Origin of the sequence: Amycolatopsis sp. NPDC049253, assembly GCF_040678995.1 — a bacterium.
In the GTDB taxonomy this organism is placed as follows: Bacteria; Actinomycetota; Actinomycetes; order Mycobacteriales; family Pseudonocardiaceae; genus Amycolatopsis.
On record NZ_JBFAQX010000032.1, the window covers coordinates 42,733 to 59,497 of the forward strand.

The window sequence follows — 16,765 nt, forward strand, 5'->3', positions numbered from 1 at the left end:
GCGAGGAGGCGGACGTGTCCGACTCGTCACCGGTGCGGCAGCCGTTGCTGCGCCCCTACGACCTGGGTGACCTGTGGTTGCGCAACCGGGTCGTGATGGCCCCGATGACCAGGGCCCGCGCGGAGAACCGCGCTCTCGCGCCGGTGCCGGTGCACGCCGAGTACTACCGGCAGCGCGCCGGCGCCGGGTTGATCGTGTCCGAAGGCACGTGGATCAGTCCCGGTGCCATCGGTTCGGTCAACGTTCCGGGCCTCTACAGCGACGAGCAGGTCGCGGGCTGGTCGGAGGTGACGCGCGCGGTGCACGCCGAAGGCGGGGTGATCTTCGCGCAGCTCGCGCACACCGGCGCCGGCTCGCACCCGGACTACCACGGCGGGCAACTGCCGGTCGCGCCGTCCGCGGTCAACCCCGGGGGCCGGGTGTTCACCCCGGCCGGCGGGTTCACCGAGACGGTGACGCCGAGGGCGTTGACCGTGGACGAGATCGCCGAGATCGTCCGGCAGTACCGTTCCGCGGCGGCCAACGCCCGCCGCGCCGGGTTCGACGGGGTCGAGATCCACGCCCAGCGTGGTTATCTCATCGCCCAGTTCCTGAATCCCGAGCTCAACCTGCGCACCGACGGCTACGGGGGCAGCGCCGAGAACCGCGCGCGGTTCCTGGTCGAGATCCTGGAGGCGGTGACCGGCGTCTGGGGTCCGCACCGGGTCGGCGTGAAGTTCGCCCCCTACCAGGCGATCGGGTCGACCACGCAGGTGTCACCGGAACTGCTGGCCGGTCACGAGCACGTCGCCGAGCGGCTCGACGACTTCCCGCTCGCCTACCTGCACCTGATGATGACGAGGCGGCCCAACGAGCTGGTCACGCCGGAGCAGCACCGTGCGTCGCTGGCCCGGTTCCGCCCGCGGTATCACGGCACCCTCGTCGCCAACGCCGGCATGGACCAGGAGTCCGGCAACCTCGTGATCGCCGAGGGCCTGGCCGACTTGGTGTCCTTCGCGCAGCTGTTCATCGCGAATCCGGACCTGCCCGCGCGGTTCGAGCACGGCCACCCGCTCGCCCTCGCCGACCGTGAAACCTTCTACCAAGGCGGAACCCGCGGCTACGCCGACTACCCGGCCTACACCGGCGAACCCGAATCCCCGGCCGTGGAAAGCGTCCGGTGACCGACGTCAAGCGCTGCCCCGAGCTCACCACGACCCGGTGGTTTTTCAACCGCCCAGGGCCCGGGCGCGCCCGGTGAGGGACGCGCGCGGGCGCGCACCCGTCACACGGGAAGCGGGGTTTCCTGGTAGGTGGGGACCGTGTCGATGGTCTCCATGAACTTCGTGAAGGGCACGAACTCGTCGTCCATCAGCGCTCGCGGGTTGAAGTCCGGGCTGGCGAGCACGCCGTGGACGCGACGGCGCTGCATGCCGAAGTTGCCGGCGTCGTAGAGCGGCAGCACCGCGGCCTCGCGCAGCAGCTTCTCGAACTCGTGCTGCTTGTCCAGGCTGTTCACGCCCACGACCTGCATGCACTTGTACACCGCGTCGAACATCAGCTCCGTGCATTGGATCTTGCACATCGCGCCGATCAGCTCGCCGTGGTAGTCGTGCTGGTCCAGGAAGTGCGCCGTCTTCCAGCAGAAGCAGCGGCACATCTCGATGCGCGCCGCGACGTCGCCGAGCACGTAACCCACGTTCTGGTGGTTGATGATCGGGCTCGGGCCACCGGCGGTGTAGGTCCGCGCCCACTCGAGGGCGGACTCGTACGCGGTCCGGGCCACACCGACCGCGGCGATCCCGGCCACCGGCCCCGACCAGGCGAAGTTGCGGTTGATCAGCAGGTCGCCGTTGCCGCGGGTGCCCTCGACGAGGTTGTTCGCCGGTACCCGGGCGTCGGTGAAGACGATCTCGGCGTTGGGGGTGAGCCGATGCCCCATCTTGCTGATGAGGTTGTAGCTGACACCGGGGGTGCCGCGCTCGATCATGATCGCCGAAAGCCCTTCGGTGCCGCCCTTCGACGGGTCGGTGCGCACCACGACGATGCTCGCGTTGGCCCCCTGCCCGTCCCAGCCCGCGACGTTGCACGGCCAGTACTTGCGGCCGTTGAGCACGTAGTGGTCGCCATCGAGCGTGGCGGTGACACCGATCCCGACGGGTGAGGCATCGGGCGCGTCGAAGTTCGCCGTGCCACCGGGGCTGCCGGCCGGCTCGCTCACCGCGTAGCCGACGAGGTACTCGCCGGTCGGGTCCGAAGTGGCCGCGCGCAGGAAGCGGTCCTTCTGCTCGTCACTGCCCCAGTACCAGACGGGCATCAGGCCCAGCCCGTTCACCAGGATGGTGCAGGCGAAACCCGGGTCGACGGCGCACACCTCCTCGGCGGCCAGGATGAGGTCCACATTGGACACCCCGCCGCCACCGTACTGCGTGGGCACCATGCAGAACGCGATGCCGGCGCGGTAGGCCTGCACGTAGGCGTCCTTGGTCATCTGGAAAGCGCGCAACGGGTCCGTCTCGGCGTCGGCCGCACGGACCACCGGCGCGAGGATGTCGCGGGCGAAGGCCCGGGTGCTCGCCTGGAGTTCCCGTTGTTCCGGGGTGAGGGTGAAGTCGATGGCCATGACGAAACCTCCCTGCATCGGGTCGTCGGGTCGGCCGGAATCGTCGATCTGCCCGGGCGAGGAGCACGCGGACGCTATCCCGGCCGGCGACGTCCGCCCTAGTCTGTTCAGGGGGCCGCCCGAACGCGAGGAGGTCGGCATGGACGGTCAGCGGGCCGGCGTCGGCGGCCACGAACCCGGAGCGAACGGCACCGCCGCGATCCGGCCGGCGATCCAGGCGTCCTGGCAGCGCTGCCGCGAGGTCTACGGCGTTGCCCCCGACACGCCGCCACCGGCCCCGGTCGCCGACCCGGGTGACGCGGCGCCGCGCACCGTGGTGTCGGCCGCGCGCTCGCTGGCGGCCGACCTCACCCGAACCGACGGGGTGGTGGCGGTCGCGGCCGGCGACGGGCGGGTCGTCGCGGTGTTCGGGAGCGGCTCGGCCGTCGCGCTCGCCGGTGCGCATCAGCTCGCGCCCGGGCACGACTGGTCGGAGAACAGCCGCGGTACCAACGCCCTCGGCACCGCGTTGCTCGACGGACAGGCGCAGGTGACCGGTCCCGAGCACTGGCGCGGCGACCTGGCGGACTGGTCCGGCGCGGGCGTCGCGGTCGCCGATCCCGACCGGTCCCGACCGTGCGCGGCCCTCGCATTCCTGGTGCACCGCCGTCCGCTGACGGCGCTCGCGATCACGCGGCTGCACCGGTGCGCCCAGGAACTGGGCCACGGCCTGCGTGGCCGGCGCGACGACGTGCTCACCGAGCTGGCCGGATCGCTGCAGCCGCAGGACGCCGACGACGACGGACCGCGGGCGGTCATCGACCGGCGTGGACGGCTCGTGGCGGCGAACGAGGTCGGGCGCGCCGTGCTCGGCTCCCGCGCGCGGGCCGGCGCGTTGCGGCTGGCCGCCTGCGCGGAGGACGGGTGCCCGATCACCGTCCAGCCCATCGAGCACGACGGGCAGCTCATCGGCACGCTCGTCACCACCGGCGCGGACTCACCGCCGGCGACCGAGGCCGCTCAAGCTCCGGTGTTCCGGCTCGCCGGCATCCACGGCGGGCACATCCTGCTCATGGCCCCGACGGAGATCCGGGTCGCGCAGGCCGAGGGCAAGACCGTGTGGCTGCTGACCGACCGGGGCCGGCTGCGAGCGCTGAACCACACCCTGAGCCGGCTGGCGACCCGCTTGGCGCCACACGGATTCCTGCGGGTGCACCGGCACTACGTGGTGAACCTGCACCGCGTACGCGAAATCGCCCCGACCTTCCACGGCGGATTCGCGCTCGTCCTGGACGGGCCCGATCGCGAGACCGTCGCGGTGTCGCGGCGGCATCTGGCCGAGGTCCGGGGCGCACTCGGCCTTTGAGGGATGTCTCCCGTGGACCGGTTCAGGAGCCTGGGCCGCGCGGTGGCCGGGGTGGGGTCATCAATGCCGCGCAGGTGATCACCAGTGCGGCGAGGATGAGCAGCGTGAGGAAGAGTTCGATCAGGGCGTTGACGAGCAGTTCGGTTGCCATGGCTCAGTCCCGTCGGTGGTCAGCGGGCTCGGGTGTGCGGCGGGGCAGGAGGCTGGTGGTGGTGACCGTGGCCAGGACGAGGATGATCACCGCCAGGGAGATCGGGGTGGGGATCTGCGGCACGGCGGGCCAGACCCCGTGTGCCCAGTGCAGGACCAGTTTCACCCCGATGAACGCGAGGATGACGGCCAGGCCGTGATTGAGGTGGCGGAGTTTCGCCAGCGCGGTGTGCAGCACGAAGTACAGGGCGCGTAGACCGAGCAGGGCGAAGGCGTTGGTGGCGAAGACCAGGTAGGGGTCTTCGGTGATGCCGTAGACCGCGGGCACCGAGTCGATCGCGAACACGACGTCGGTGGTGAACACCGCCACCACCACGACCACCAGCGGGGTGAACACCCGCCGCCCGTGCTCGCGCACGGTCAAGCGGGCTCCCTGGTAGTCGTCGGTGATCGGGATGAACCTGCGCAGCAGCCGCACCGATCGCATCCGTGCGGGGTCCGGCTCGGCGTCGGCGTCCGTGAGCGCCTGGTGCAGGATCTTCAGCGCCGAGGCGAAGAGGACCAGCCCGAACACGAGAAACGCCCAGGTTCCCGCCGCCAGCAGCGCGGCGCCGGCCGCGATGAACGCGCCCCGCAGCACGAGTGCGCCGACGATGCCGTAGAGCAACACCCGTTGCTGCAACGCGGGTGGGACCGCGAACGCGGCCAGCAGCAGCATGAACACGAACAGGTTGTCCACCGACAGGGACTTCTCGACGACGAAGCCGGTCAGGAACTCCACCGCCTGGCCGCTCCCGAACGCGAACCACAGCCAGGCCCCGAACACCAGTGGCAGCGCCAGGTAGAACACCGACCAGCCGACAGCTTCGCGCATCGACACTTCGTGCGGACGCCGCGTCACCATGAAGTCGGCGACCAGCAGCAAAACGAGGACCGCGATGCTGATCAGCCACAACCAGAGCGACCCCACCGACTCCGCCGGAGCCATCGCAACAACTTCCGCGGGCACAGGACCTCCTCGAACGAGCGCGCATCGGCGCGGGTTCGAGGTCTCCTTCACCCGGTGCCGTCGGCACTCCGTGCCATCGACCTGGGCGGGCTCCCGAGGACATCACCGGGATGTCCGTATTGACCGGGCAGCCCCTGCGGAAGTACTCCCCTCGACGTCAGTATGGCTTTACCCTTCGAGAAAGTAAAGAATCGTTAAAGGCGTAGCGGTGGCGACGGGGCCGGTCGTGACCGGCTCGGGCGTGGGCGCGCGCAGCGTGTTCGGCGGGCCAGCGGTGCGATGACCTGGCCCGACGCCCGCGCGGCGGAGAGTAGCGTGCTCGTATGCCTGTTGCCGTGCGGGTGCGTCGGTGGGCGGTGCGTGGGCTGGCTTTGCCGTGTGGGTGCGTGTTGGCGCTGGCCTTCCCGGCTGCCGATGCGTGGTGGCTGGGGTGGGTCGGGCTGGTCCCACTGGTGCTGTTGCTCGGACGCGCGGGCTCCTACGGTGAGGCGGTTTGGCGAAGTTCTCTTGCCGCGGTCGGGTTTTTTCTCGTCGTGTTGCAGTGGCTGCTGCCGAACGTGGGACTGCTGGCGCTGGTCGTGGGCGTGGTCGCGGGCGCCCTCTGGGTGCCGTTCGGGCTGGCGACGTACGGGTTGCTGCGAAAGCCGTCCGGTGCGCGGGTGGCCTTGGCGGTGGTGGTGCTGCCGTCGGTCTGGGTCAGCGTCGAGGCGCTGCGTTCGTGGGAAGGCCTGGGCGGTGCCTGGGGTCTTGTCGGCCTGACGCAGTGGCAGGTGCGACCGGTGCTGGCCGTCGCGTCGCTGGGCGGGGTGTGGTTGCTCAGCTTCGTGGTCGTGGCGGTCAATGTCGGGCTCGCCGCGGTGTTTCTTCCCGGCGCCGACCGGGCGGCGCGGGTGCTCGGGGGAGGGCTCGCGGTCGTGTTCGCCGCACTGACGGTCGGCTACGGGCTGCTCCGGCCGGAACCGGTGGCGACCGGCAGCGTCCGCGTGGTGGGGGTGCAGCCCGGCGTCGTGTACGGAGGGGACGAGCGCCTGGCGGCTCAGCTGGACCTGACCCACCGGGCCGCCGGTCTGGGGCAGGACATGGTGGTCTGGGGGCAGAGCAGCGTGGCGTTCGACCCGGCGCGCCGTCCCGATGTGGCGGGCCGGCTGCGGCAGGCCGCGGCGATCGCGGGAAGTGACGTCCTGGTCAACGTCGACGCACGGGCGGCGGACGGCCGGATCAGGAAGACGACTCAGCAATACGGTCCCGGTGGTTTGCTTGGTAGGTATGAGAAGCGGCGGCTGGTGCCGTTCGGCGAGTACGTGCCGATGCGGCAGCTGCTGGGAAAGGTGCTCCGGGGCACCGCGATCGCCGAGGAAGATCGAGCCCCCGGCCGAGGGCCGGTGGTGCTGCGGGTCGGCACCGCGCGGGTGGGCCCGCTGATCTCGTACGAGTCGATCTTTCCCGACCTGCGCCGGGAACTCGTTCGGCTGCACGCCGACGTCACGGTGGTGCAGGGCTCGCTCACGTCGTTCCACGGAACCTGGGTGCAACCGCAACAGGCGAGCGCGGAGGCGGTGCGGGCGGTGGAGTCCGGCCGGTCCGCCGTCCTGGTGGAGCTGAACGGAACGTCCGCGGCGTTCGACGCGCGCGGCAGGCAGCTGGCCTGGATGCCGCCGGACGAGCGCGGGATCTTCGTGGTCGATGTGCCGCTGTACGAGGAAACCACCCCCTACGTGCGGCGGGGCGACTGGGTTCCGCGCACGACGGGCGCGATCACCGTGATCGGCATCGTCGCGGTGGCCGCGCGCTGGGCGTCGTCGAAAGCGACCGCGCTTCTCGGACGACCGTCGTCGACCGGACCGGGGCGCTGACGACCTTCTCGGCCGCGCGCGATCCCGGGCTCTGGCCTGACCCGGCGGGCGATACCCACCGTCAGCCGGTGGTCACGTCCCCGGTGCGATGAAGAACTCGAGGGCGATGTTGTCGGGGTCGCGGAAAGAGACGCCCGAGCCGTAGTGCGCCTTCTTGATGCCGCCGTGGGTGATGGCGAGCTCGTCGAGGCGATCGCGCCACTGCTCGAGCTCCGCGGTGCCGGCCAGTGCGAAGCCCACGTGGTCGAGGCCGGTGCGCGTCTCGACGAAGCGGTCCTCCGCCTCGCGGCCGGGGTGAGTGTGCAGACCGAAGAGCATTCCGCCGTCGAGGGCGAAGACCGTGTGGTGGAATTCGCCGCCTTCTTCGTCCTCGTCGAGTACGGGTTCGGCATCGAACAGGCGGCTGTACCACTCGGTGCTGCGCTCGAGGTCCGAAACCGTGATCGCGACGTGCTGCAGGCCCGGGAAAGCCATGTGAGCGACTCCGTTCGTTGCTCGCTGTCGAATTCTCGTCACCGGGGATCCGGCGCCCTCGCTCCCGGAGTGGTTCTCCGTGTCGCCGACGCCGAAGGCGGTACTAGGCGAGCAGCTTCCGCAGCCCGGCGATGCCGCTGCCGTAGACGTCCTGGGCGAAGGTGCGATCGAGCTCTTCCTCTTGACCCGCGTCGGCGTCGTACTCCGCCCACCACTCGACGAAGGACTCGCCGGTGTCGGTGACCGGGCTGACCCGGACCGTCGAAACGTAGCGGCGCACGCCGAACGGATTCGCCCCGGTGAACGTGTAGGTGAGCGTGCGACCGGGGTCGTCGAGGACGAGCAGCCGTTCGTCGAAGGGGTCACCGCCCGCATCGAGGGTCAGCCTCCGGACGGCTCCGACCTGCCCGTCGGCGCCTTCGACGATCTCGCTGTGGCCGACTGCCGGCAGGAAGGCGGACACCTCGCCGAAGGCGCGGATCCGGGCCCAGACCGTGTCGACGGGCGCGGCGACGACTCCGCTGGCGTACGGGCGCGGCATGGAAACCCCCAATGGTCGGTCGAACGCACTCGTGCCGGCGCGTCGCGGCAGCTGTTCGATGGCCCTCACGCTAACCGCACCGGATTCTCGACAGAAGATCTTTGTGACGACCGGCGGCACCTGCCTGCCGAGCGGGAGGAGCGCCTCGTCGAACGGTTCATCCCGTCGTCGTCCGTGTCGATCGAGTTCTCCCCGGGGTGATGCGGCACCGCCGAGCCACACCCGACGCCATCGGAGTTCAGGGCACCATCCACGAGAGCACAGGGGTGGACTGCAGGTAGACGAGCACGCACATCACCGCGAGGAAGAGCACGCTCCAGAGGAACACCCTGCGGAACAGATCGCCCTCGCGCCCGGACATACCCACCGCCGCCGCGGCGATGGCGAGGTTCTGCGGGCTGATCATCTTGCCCAGCACCCCGCCGGAGGAGTTCGCGGCGGCGAGCAGGGTGGCGCTCAGCTCGGCCTTCTGCGCGGCGACCACCTGCAGTGCGCCGAACAGCGAGTTCGACGACGTGTCGGAGCCGGTCACGGCGACGCCCAGCCAGCCCAGGATCGGCGAAATGAGCGCGAAGATCCCGCCGGCGCCGGCCATCCACGTGCCGAGCGTCGTGGTCTGCCCGCTCGCGTTCATGACGTAGGCGAGTGCGAGCACGGCCATCACGGTCACGATCGCGGGAGCGAGCTGGCGATACGTGGCGAAATAGGTGCGCAGCGCGGTCGCGGGCCGGATCCGGATCACGGGAATCGTGAGCAGCCCGGCGATGATGAGCAGCGTGCCGGCGGCGGCGAGCCAGTCGAACTTGAACATCGGCAGCGTCGACACCTTCCCGCTCGCGGATGCGATGTGCAACCCGGGCCAGGCGAAGGTGCGCGTGACGCTGGTCAGCGCGTGCTGGATCGCCGGGATCTGAGCGAGCCCGAACACCACGATGATGATCAGGTAGGGCGAGTAGGCGCGGAACACCTCGGCGCCGCTGTCGCGGCGGCCGGCTTCGACGTCACCGTCACCGCCTCCACCCGATGGACCGTCGCGGCCCGCCCGGGGAGCCTGCCGGTCGATCGTGGCGGTCGAGGTCGCCGCCGCCTCCGCGCGCCCGTCCGCGCCCGCGCCGGTGCGGGAGACCTCAGGTCCGCCGGTCTCGGTGAACCCCTCGACCGGCCGCCAGACCCGCAGGAACAGGACGACCGCGCCGGCGCTCAGCAGCGACGCGACGATGTCGGTGAGCGGTGCGCTCACGTAGTTCGAGATCGCGAACTGCGCGACGGCGAAGACCACGCCGCAGACGAGCGCCGCGGGCCAGGTCTGGCGGATCCCGCGGGTGCCGTCGATGATGAACACGAGTGCGAGCGGGACGACGAACCCCAGCAGCGGGGTCTGGCGTCCGACCATTGCGGACAGGTCGTGCAGCGGCAGTCCGGTGACGGTGGCCAGCGTGGTGATCGGCACCGCGAGCGCGCCGAAGGCGACGGGTGCGGTGTTGGCGACGAGCGCGACCACCGCGGCCTTCAAGGGCCGGAAGCCCAGCGCGATCAGCATCACGCTGGTGATGGCGACCGGGGTGCCGAACCCGGCCAGCGCTTCGAGCAGCGCACCGAACGAGAACGCGACGATCACGCCCTGGATCCGCTGGTCGTCGCTGATCCGCGAGAACGAGCGACGCAGTACGTCGAAATGTCCGGTGTGGACAGTCATGTTGTAGATCCAGATCGCGTTGATGACGATCCACAGGATGGGGAAGAACCCGAACGCGGCACCTTCGGCCGCCGCGAGGAACGCCGGGCCGGCCGGCATCGGGTAGACGAAGATCGCCACCGCGAGGGCGACCGCGAGCGAGATCAGCGCCGCGAGCCACGCCGTCATCCGGAGGATGCCGAGCAGGACGAACAGCACGATCAGCGGGATGGCCGCCACGAGCGACGACCAAGCGAGCGAACCCGCGACGGGATCGAGAATCTGCTGGTACATGTGCCACCTCATCGTTGAGGACGACAACGGGGGATCTGTCGGCTTACGCCCCGGAGCGGGACCGCCCGACAGCGTCCGCTGCCAGGCCACGGATCGAAGCGTCGAGAATTTCGACGGTGTGGGCGACCTTCAGCTGCGCGCCGAGCCGCTCGGCCGAAGCGGCCAGCTGCATCAGGCAGCCCGGGTTGGCCGTCACCACCAGGGGTGCGCCGGTGGCGAGAACGTTGCGCGCCTTGCGGTCGCCGAGTTCTCCCGCGGCCTCGGGCTGAAGGATGTTGTAGATCCCCGCGGAACCACAGCACAGTTCGGCTTCGGCGATCTCCCGCAGCAGAAGGTCCGGGATTTCCCGCAAGAGCGCGCGGGGCTGCGTGCGGATCGCCTGCGCGTGCCCGAGGTGGCAGGCGTCGTGGTACGCGATCATGACCGGCAGCGGGTGGCGGGTGGCCACCGATCCCTGTTCCACAAGGAATTCCGTGATGTCACGGACCCCCTCGGCGAATCCTCGCGCGCGCTCGGCGTAGGCGGGATCGCCGGCCAAGAGGTCCGCGTACTCCTTCATCGCCGAACCGCAGCCGGCGGCGTTGACGACGACCCGCTCGACCCCGGTGGCCTCGAAGGTGTCGATCAGCTTGCGGGCGAAGGACTGCGCCTCTTCCTCGCGGCCGTTGTGGACACTCAGCGCACCGCAGCACCCCTGCCCGGCCGGCGCGATCACGTCGAAGCCTTCCGCGGTCAGCACGCGGGCGGTCGCCGCGTTGACTCCGGGGAAGAACTCCCGCTGCACACAGCCCAGGAGCAGGCCGACGGTGCCCCGCTTCGCACCCTGGGCAGCGGACTGTTCCGGTACCTGCTCGTACGGCTCGAGCTCGGGTGCCAGCGACTCCAGCGCCGCCAGCGCCGGGAAAGTCCTGCGCAGCAAGCGGCCGTGCCGCAACCAGCGGCTGAGGCCGGTGGCCTGATAGGCCCGCAGCGGACCGCGCAAGGCGTGCAACCGCTTGGCGTACGGGAAGACGCCGAAGATCGCGCGGCGCATCAGCCGGTCGCGGGCGGGACGGTGGTGACGCCGCTCCACCTGCGCACGGGTGGCTTCGATGAGCTTGTCGTACTGCACCCCGGACGGGCACGCGGTCACGCAGGCCATGCAGCCGAGGCAGGCGTCGAAATGCTGCACCATCTCCGGTGTCATCGGCTCGCCGCCGAGGCCTATCTCCATCAGGTAGATCCGCCCGCGCGGAGAGTCCATCTCCTCGCCCCACAACGTGTATGTGGGACAGGTCGGCAGGCAGAACCCGCAGTGCACGCAGTCACCGACGAGCGCCGCCGACGGCGGGTGGTGGTCATCGAAGGCAGGTTCGGACATCTAGATCCCTCCGGCGAAGCGACCGGGAGCGAGCCGGTGCTCGGGGTCGAACTGGTCCTTCACCCGACGCATCAAGCTCACGCCCCGCACCGGCCCCCACGGGTCGAGCGCCGCCTTGACCTCAGGCGGAGCGTCGAGCACGACGACATCCCCACCCCAGGTGGCCGACCGGTCGCGCAAGACCTGGACGAGCTCGGCGATCACGGCGGGCTCGGCGACACCCGGCACCGCGGCGTACAGGAGACCGACGCCGGCCGAACCACGGGCCGAGACCGGTACACCGTGACGCCGCGCCTGCTCGTCGAGCGCGTTCAGCAGGGCCGGCAGGCCCGTGATCCGGTGGGTGAGGCGCAGGGCCACGTCGCCTCGCTGCCAGGGGGCTCGGCCCCACCACGCCGGCGCGGCGTCGCACGGTTCGGCGCCGTCTCCGAGCAGTTCGAGGAACTTCTCGACCCGGCCGGTGACTCCCTGCGGAATGCCCTCGACGAGCACCGCGAGCGTCCCCGTCGCGCCGGCGGGGCGGTCGAGTTCGACGGCGCTCGGCACGAGCTGCGCGTGCAGCACCCGCCGCAGTCGCTCGTACGCGACACCGGTCGAGTCGACCGGTACCACCACCCATCGGCTCACCACCGGTCGCGGGTGCAGCCGGAATACCGCTTCGGTGACCAGGCCGAGCGTCCCCCAGGAACCGGCGAACAGCTTGCCGAGGTCGTAACCCGCGACGTTCTTCACGACCTTTCCGCCGGCCTTCGCCACCACGCCGTCGGCTCGGACGACCGTGATGCCGATGAGCAGGTCGCGCACCGCACCGTGGGAGAAGCGCAGTGGGCCGGAAGCGGCGGTGGCGATGAGCCCGCCGACCGTTCCGGCGTCGGCCGCGCCAGGCGGCACCACAGGATCCGCTGCCAGCCGCTGACCCGCGGGGGAGAGGCGGTCCTGCAGCGTCGCGAGGCGGAGGCCCGCGTCCACGTGAACGACGAGGTCGCCGGAGCGGTGCTCGACTACGCGGTCCATGCGGCCGGTGTCCACGACCAGGTCGGCCTTCGCGGGCCGCTGCCCCCAGCCGAGTTTCGTCCCCGAGCCCCGGACGACGACGACGAGCTCGTGGTCAGCGGCGATCCGCATGACGTCCGCCGCTTCCGCGGTGCTGCCCGGTGCCGCGACGAACACCGGCGCGATGCCGTCGACCTCGTCACCCGCCTCCGCGGGCCGGGCATGCTCAGCGGTCGCCGCGCACAGCGTGTCCAGGATCGCCGGATCGGGCCCGCTCATCAGAAGACCTCGGCGATTCCGGCTTCCTGCAGGGGATGCGCGCCCTTGTGCCGGCCCGGCACCTCGCCGCACAGCCGCGGCGTCGGGAACACCTTGCCGGGATTGGCCAGCCCGGCGGGATCGAACGCGCAGCGCACGAGCTGCATCGTGTCGAGGTCCGCCTCGGTGAACATCCGCGGCATGTACCTCGCCTTGTCCGACCCGACGCCGTGCTCGCCGGTGATCGATCCGCCGTACTCGATGCAGAGGTCGAGGATCGCCCCCGACACCTCCTCGGCGCGCTCGGCTTCGCCGGGCACCGCGTCGTCGAACAGCACCAGCGGGTGCAGGTTGCCGTCCCCGGCGTGGAAGACGTTGGCGACTCGAACCCCGCTGCTGCGCGAGAGCTCCGTCATCCGGTGCAGCACCTCGGGCAACGCGGTGCGCGGGATGACACCGTCCTGGACGATGTAGTCGGGACTGATCCTCCCGACCGCGGCGAACGCCGACTTGCGCCCCTTCCAGAACAACGCGCGCTCCACGTCGTCCTTCGCTATGCGGATCTCGAAGGCCCGGCGCGTGCGGCAGTGCCGCTCGACCTCCTCGAACTGCCGTTCGACCTCGTCGGCCGGTCCGTCCAGCTCGACGATCAGCACCGCACCCGCACCACCGGGGTAGTCACAGTGCACGGCCGCTTCGGCCGCCTCGATCGCCAGCGCGTCCATCATCTCGATCGCCGCGGGCACGACTCCGGCGCCGATGATGTCCGAAACCGCCGCGCCGGCGTCATCGGTGCTCGGGAAGGCCGCGAGCAACGTGCGGACCGCTTCGGGCAGCCGGGTGAGCCGCACCGTCACCTCGGTGGCGATGCCGAGCGTGCCTTCCGAACCCACGATGGCCCCGAGCAGGTCGTACCCGGTCGGATCCGGCGCCTTGCCGCCGAGCCGCACGGCTTCGCCGTCTGCGGTCACGAAAGTGATGCCGGTGACATGGTTGGTGGTGAAGCCGTACTTCAGGCAGTGGGCGCCACCCGAGTTCTCCGCGACGTTGCCGCCGATCGAGCACACCTGCTGGCTCGAGGGATCCGGCGCGTAGTAGTAGCCCTCGGGCTTCGCGGCCCGGGAAACGTCCAGGTTGATCACCCCCGGCTCGACCACCGCACGCTGGTTCTCCCGGTCGATCTCGATGATGTGCCGCATTCGCGAGGTGACGATGAGGACCCCGTCGGCGCGCGGCAGCGCACCACCGGAGAGGCCCGTGCCGGACCCGCGCGCGACGAACGGCACCGCGGCCTCGGCGCAGGCACGCACGGTCTCCACGACGGCGGCCGTGTCCCGAGCGAGCACGGCGAGTGCGGGAGTGACTTTGTAGTGCGCGAGGCCGTCGCACTCGTAGGTACGCAGCCGCTGGTGATCGTCGATGACCGAATCAGGACCCAGTGCCGCCCGCAGGCGCTCGGCCAGCGCCGCGATCCCCGGTCGCACATCTCGTGGCTCGTAGGTCGTCATGCGCGCCCTCCCAGCCCGCTTGACTGTGGATACGGACGGCTTTTGAGCTACCGAAAGTAAACTCTGCCTTTCGGCACCGTAAGACGCTCCGGAAGGCCAGTCAACTCGGGTCCTCGAGCGGCGGACAGGACCTCACGGGTCGCGGACGAAACCGCGGGCGGCTACCCGGCCGAGCGCCGGATACTGGGCCGTGCGGTGATCACGACCGAGCCGCCGCAACTCCAGCACTCGACCGCCATCCCCGGCGGAGTCCGCCCGGCGACCTCGCAGCTGGCGCATTCCCACGCGGTGAGGACGACGAACTCCATCGAGCCGTCGTCGTCGGACTTCGCTTCCACGACGCTCCACCGATTTCTTGATCAGCATTGGGTTCGGCGCCCGTGACGGGCCGCCGGTGCAAGACGAGAAAAAATAACGAAACGATATATCTCCAGTCAAGTCGGAAGGGGGTTTTTCGTTGCCCTTGACAGCCCCGCGCGACGGGCGAATACGCTGCGCACAGCGCGATCCCGCTCGAGATGCGGCGTCGGGCCGGTGCCGTCCTGGTCTCGGGAGTGGCCGAACGTCTTCGTGAGTCCGCCCAGCCCGCCAGGGAAAGCAGCCCGACGGCAGGTGGTGTGGCGACCGCATCAGGGCCGGCCGGAGTCGTCGACGAACTCAGGTTTTTCGCAAGTCAGGCGTCGGTTTTCCGCCGAACGTCGCCGAGATGACCAGGAGGTTCACAGGTACCGACCCGAGAACGGCGGGCGAACCGGATCAAGGGCCCGCACACAGAGGAGAATTCGCATGCCAGAAGTAGTGTTCAGCGTCGACCAGACGAAATCCATGCGCGACCAGGCGGTGCCGGGCCACAACCGGTGGCATCCGGACGTACCGGTCGCCGCGATGGTCCGTCCCGGGCAGGAGTTCCGCGTGGAGTGCCGGGAATGGACCGACGCCCAGCTCGGCAACAACGACTCGGCCAACGACGTGCGGGACGTCGACCTGTCGCGCTGCCACATGCTCAGCGGTCCCATCGGCGTCGAGGGCGCCCAACCCGGAGACCTGCTCGTCGTCGACATCCTCGACCTCGGGCCGGTTCCGCAGGAGACCGGCGACGCGCCGGGGCAGGGCTGGGGCTACACCGGGGTGTTCGCCAAGGCCAACGGCGGCGGGTTCCTGACCGACTACTTCCCCGACGCCTACAAGGCGATCTGGGACTTCCACGGTCAGCAGGCCACCTCGCGCCACCTGCCGGGCATCCGGTACACCGGGATCACCCACCCGGGCCTGTTCGGCACCGCGCCTTCGGCCGAGCTGCTGCAGCGGTGGAACCGCAGGGAGCAGGCGCTGGTCGACCGCGAGCCCGACCGCGTGCCGCCGCTGGGCCTGCCGCCGCTGCTCGACGGGACGCTCGCCGGAACGGCCGACGGGTCAACCGCGGACCACATCGCCCGCGAGGGTGCCCGCACGGTGCCGGCCCGCGAGAACGGTGGGAACCACGACATCAAGAACTTCACCCGGGGATCGCGGGTCTTCTACCCGGTCTACGTCGACGACGCCAAGTTCTCCGGCGGAGATCTGCACTTCAGCCAGGGCGATGGCGAGATCACCTTCTGCGGCGCCATCGAGATGGGCGGCTACATCGACTTCCACGTCGACCTCATCAAAGGCGGCATGGAGAAGTACGGCATCACCAGGAATCCGGTGTTCATGCCGGGCAACGTCGAACCCCGGTATTCCGAGTTCCTGTCGTTCGTGGGCGTTTCGGTCGACCGGGAGACCGACGAGAACCTCTACCTCGACGCGACCATGGCCTACCGCAATGCCGCCCTGAACGCGGTGGAGTACTTCAAGAAGTGGGGTTTCACCGGCGAGCAGGCCTACCTGCTGCTCGGTTCGGCGCCCATCGAGGGCCGGATCAGCGGCATCGTGGACATCCCCAACGCGTGCTGCACGCTCTACGTGCCCACGGAGATCTTCGATTTCGACGTGCGCCCGACGAGCGAAGGCCCGGTGAAGGCCGATCGCGGACAGTGCGCGGTCACGTCCTGACCCGCAGAGGAGTTTTCAGCGAGGCCGGACTTCGTCGCGGTGTCGACGGAGCGCGGCGAAACGCTCGGCCGGCTTTCCCGGCCGAGCGTTTCCTCTGCGGCCACGCTGCCTGAGCGAGCCGTGCTCGCCGAACGCCACCGGCCGCCCGTGATCGGTCACGCGGAACCGGTTCGGACGGCGCGCTCAGACGTCGATCCGGGCCGCGCACCGCCAGCCGCGTTCGGTGCGCTCGCAGCGGACCTCCCGCCGGGACACGGCTTTCGGAATCGGCCCGGTCGGGATGACTGCGCCGAGGTCGGTCATCTGGCAGCGCAGCCGCACCGTCGAGCTGTCGACGACGACCCCTTCCGCGGTGACCGGGATCAGGTTCCGGGTCCGCATCATGAGGATGACCTTGTCGAGCAACGCGACCAGCACCGAACCGTCGGTCGCGCCGCGGACCTCGAACGACCAGGCCGAGGACCCGCGGTGCAGCCGGGTACGGGCGAAACTCTCCACCAGCGCTCGGACGGCTTCCGTCAGGCACGCCTCCCTCGTCGGTCCCCACGCTTCGATGCGCAGGTCGGCAGCGTGCACGACGCGTGGCGTACCGCGGGCGTCCTGCTTCGGCAACGGTTTCCGGTCGAACCTCCCCACCGGTGCAGCATCCCGGTGCGGGCCCGTGCCCGG

Annotated in this window: 15 protein-coding genes; 4 read left to right on the top strand and 11 right to left on the bottom strand. The window is 70.3% G+C overall.

The window, feature by feature from the left end; translation table 11 throughout:
• The first annotated feature begins 14 nt into the window (after positions 1-14).
• Positions 15-1,163: an alkene reductase gene (locus AB0K15_RS40475; protein ID WP_364063525.1), complete on the top strand. Its 1,149-nt coding sequence runs from the start codon at positions 15-17 to the stop codon at positions 1,161-1,163.
• A 101-nt stretch (positions 1,164-1,264) separates the two neighbouring features.
• Here AB0K15_RS40475 and AB0K15_RS40480 read toward each other — a convergent pair whose 3' ends face one another.
• On the bottom strand, positions 1,265-2,602 hold the full coding sequence (locus tag AB0K15_RS40480; RefSeq protein ID WP_364063528.1) for an acyl-CoA dehydrogenase family protein: 1,338 nt from the start codon (positions 2,600-2,602) through the stop codon (positions 1,265-1,267).
• 139 nt (positions 2,603-2,741) lie between these two features.
• On the opposite strand from AB0K15_RS40480, the gene AB0K15_RS40485 reads away from it, so the two are divergent.
• Complete coding sequence (locus AB0K15_RS40485) at positions 2,742-3,947, top strand: LytTR family transcriptional regulator DNA-binding domain-containing protein (RefSeq protein ID WP_364063531.1); 1,206 nt, start codon at positions 2,742-2,744, stop codon at positions 3,945-3,947.
• A gap of 22 nt (positions 3,948-3,969) precedes the next feature.
• Here AB0K15_RS40485 and AB0K15_RS40490 read toward each other — a convergent pair whose 3' ends face one another.
• Positions 3,970-4,098: a hypothetical protein gene (locus AB0K15_RS40490; protein WP_364063534.1), complete on the bottom strand. Its 129-nt coding sequence runs from the start codon at positions 4,096-4,098 to the stop codon at positions 3,970-3,972.
• A 3-nt stretch (positions 4,099-4,101) separates the two neighbouring features.
• On the bottom strand, positions 4,102-5,085 hold the full coding sequence (locus AB0K15_RS40495) for a TerC/Alx family metal homeostasis membrane protein (protein WP_364063698.1): 984 nt from the start codon (positions 5,083-5,085) through the stop codon (positions 4,102-4,104).
• A gap of 344 nt (positions 5,086-5,429) precedes the next feature.
• Here AB0K15_RS40495 and lnt point away from each other — a divergent pair, with 344 nt between their 5' ends.
• A complete protein-coding gene (lnt, locus tag AB0K15_RS40500; protein ID WP_364063537.1) occupies positions 5,430-6,959 on the top strand; it encodes an apolipoprotein N-acyltransferase in 1,530 nt (509 codons plus the stop codon).
• Between the two features lie 72 nt (positions 6,960-7,031).
• Here lnt and AB0K15_RS40505 read toward each other — a convergent pair whose 3' ends face one another.
• The 7 genes from AB0K15_RS40505 to AB0K15_RS40535 all read right to left on the bottom strand — a co-directional run bounded on the left by AB0K15_RS40505 (position 7,032) and on the right by AB0K15_RS40535 (position 14,400).
• The gene (locus tag AB0K15_RS40505) at positions 7,032-7,433 is read right to left on the bottom strand and encodes a VOC family protein (protein ID WP_364063540.1); all 402 of its coding nucleotides are present in this window, start codon (positions 7,431-7,433) and stop codon (positions 7,032-7,034) included.
• A 103-nt stretch (positions 7,434-7,536) separates the two neighbouring features.
• Positions 7,537-8,043 carry an SRPBCC family protein gene (locus AB0K15_RS40510; RefSeq protein WP_364063544.1) on the bottom strand — a complete coding sequence of 169 codons (507 nt, stop codon included), beginning with the start codon at positions 8,041-8,043 and terminating at the stop codon, positions 7,537-7,539.
• Positions 8,044-8,212: 169 nt separating this feature from the next.
• The gene (locus tag AB0K15_RS40515) at positions 8,213-9,943 is read right to left on the bottom strand and encodes an L-lactate permease (protein ID WP_364063550.1); all 1,731 of its coding nucleotides are present in this window, start codon (positions 9,941-9,943) and stop codon (positions 8,213-8,215) included.
• Positions 9,944-9,986: 43 nt separating this feature from the next.
• Complete coding sequence (locus tag AB0K15_RS40520) at positions 9,987-11,303, bottom strand: heterodisulfide reductase-related iron-sulfur binding cluster (RefSeq protein WP_364063553.1); 1,317 nt, start codon at positions 11,301-11,303, stop codon at positions 9,987-9,989.
• Positions 11,304-12,575 (bottom strand): FAD-binding oxidoreductase, encoded by a 1,272-nt coding sequence (locus AB0K15_RS40525; protein WP_364063556.1) that lies wholly within the window; start codon positions 12,573-12,575, stop codon positions 11,304-11,306.
• Complete coding sequence (locus AB0K15_RS40530) at positions 12,575-14,062, bottom strand: FAD-linked oxidase C-terminal domain-containing protein (RefSeq protein WP_364063559.1); 1,488 nt, start codon at positions 14,060-14,062, stop codon at positions 12,575-12,577. The genes AB0K15_RS40525 and AB0K15_RS40530 overlap by 1 nt, the downstream gene beginning before the upstream one ends.
• 161 nt (positions 14,063-14,223) lie before the next feature.
• Positions 14,224-14,400: a hypothetical protein gene (locus tag AB0K15_RS40535; protein WP_364063562.1), complete on the bottom strand. Its 177-nt coding sequence runs from the start codon at positions 14,398-14,400 to the stop codon at positions 14,224-14,226.
• A gap of 448 nt (positions 14,401-14,848) precedes the next feature.
• Between AB0K15_RS40535 and fmdA the strand changes: the two genes are divergently transcribed.
• On the top strand, positions 14,849-16,096 hold the full coding sequence (fmdA, locus tag AB0K15_RS40540; RefSeq protein ID WP_364063568.1) for a formamidase: 1,248 nt from the start codon (positions 14,849-14,851) through the stop codon (positions 16,094-16,096).
• 183 nt (positions 16,097-16,279) lie between these two features.
• On the opposite strand, the gene AB0K15_RS40545 is transcribed toward fmdA, so the two are convergent.
• Positions 16,280-16,732 (bottom strand): archease, encoded by a 453-nt coding sequence (locus tag AB0K15_RS40545; protein WP_364063571.1) that lies wholly within the window; start codon positions 16,730-16,732, stop codon positions 16,280-16,282.
• Positions 16,733-16,765: the final 33 nt, after the last annotated feature.